General features: G+C 70.1%; 1 protein-coding gene. It reads left to right on the top strand.

The window, feature by feature from the left end; translation table 11 throughout:
* Positions 1-1329, top strand: a 1329-nt coding sequence (locus ACFUEL_RS39640) for a hypothetical protein (RefSeq protein WP_380243071.1), incomplete at its 5' end; no start/stop codon positions are given.
* Between the last annotated feature and the right edge of the window lie 151 nt (positions 1330-1480).

Raw genomic sequence — 1480 nt, 5'->3', positions numbered from 1 at the left:
ACCTTCGTCCGCCCCATGGTGGAGTCGATCACCGACTTCGCCGATGTTCTGCTGCCGAAGCTCACGGCGGCGATGTCGACGCCCGGGATGCGGGCGTTCACCGACGAGCTGCCCGTCGCGCTCGTCGGCATCGGGGCCGCCTTCGGCGACTTCTTCCTCACCCTCTCCAACGGGGGTGACCAGCTCCGCCTGATCCTGGGCCCGCTGGTCGGCGTCCTGGACGCGGTCCTCCAGGGCCTCGCCGGGCTGGCCGTCCAGTTCTCGCCCGAGATCGCCGCGTCGATCTCGTGGTTCGCGGACACCCTCCGCCAGTTCTTCCAGGTCTTCCGCGACAACGCCGAGGCAACTGCCGCCCTGATGCGGCTGGTTGACCTCGGGCTGCGGGCGCTGGTGGTCGGCTTCGCCGTCACGATGGCGGGCTGGGACCTGCTGGCGCGCGGGGCCGTGGCCGCCTGGCACCTGGTCCAGGAAGCCTGGGACGGGCTGACGGCTGCCACGGCGTCGGCGTGGGCGTCGGTGTCCTCCTGGACGTCCTCCACCTGGGCGTCCGTGACGTCCTGGGTCTCCGGCGCGGCCAGCTCGGCGGCCTCCGCAGCTTCGTCCGCGTGGCGAAACGTTTCTTCATGGACGGCCTCCGCGTGGTCCGAGGTCTCGTCCTGGACGGCGTCGAGCTGGCGGTCGGTGACCTCCACGGTCTCTTCGGCGGCCAGTTCCACGGCCTCGGCCGTCTCCACGGCCTGGCGGAACGTCCAGTCCTGGACGGCGTCGGCGTGGGACGCCTGCACGCGGGCGGTGGCCTCTGCCTGGTCGAACATCGTCTCCGGCGTCTCGACGGGGATCAGTGAAACGATCAAGTTCGTCGCCGGACTGCCCGGCCAAATCCTGTGCGCCATAGGCGACTTGGGCTCGCTGCTCTACGAGAAGGGCAAGTCGGCGATCCAAGGGCTGATCAACGGCATGAAGTCGATCAGCGTGTCCAACGTGGTCGGCGGGATCATCGACAAGATCAACCCGTTCAAGGCCAGCGCGCCCGCGCCGCAGACTGCCGCGCCGCAGACCTTGATGGCCTCGCCGATGTTGCTCGCCGCCGCTCCGGCCGCGTACGCGAGCCCGCTGGAGCAGGCCCTCCGCCCGGTCACCTCCGAGCTGCGAGGGCTGGACAGCTACGGCTACGGCCAGCGAGCCGCCGCGAGCCTGCGTCCCCAGGACGCCGCCGCGTCCGACCGGGCCCGCTCCGCGCCGCAGATCACCGTCAACGCCACCACCAACGCGAATCCCCACGAGATCGGCAAGGCCATCGCGTGGGAGCTGAAGACCTCGGGGAGGTAGCAAGATCGGGGCTCTCTCCCCACCCTTCGTCAGCGACGTCACCGCTCACACCGCCCGGGTCTTCTTCGAGAAGACGCCGGGCGCGTGGACGGACATCGAAACCACCAACACCCTCACCGGGGTCGCCCACTACGACGGCGAAGACCCCACC

The sequence above is a fragment of the Kitasatospora sp. NPDC057198 genome (assembly GCF_042670125.1).
Classification (GTDB): Bacteria; Actinomycetota; Actinomycetes; order Streptomycetales; family Streptomycetaceae; genus Kitasatospora.
The sequence above is the reverse complement of the archived record's forward strand: the minus strand, read 5'-3'. Positions and strand labels throughout refer to the sequence as shown.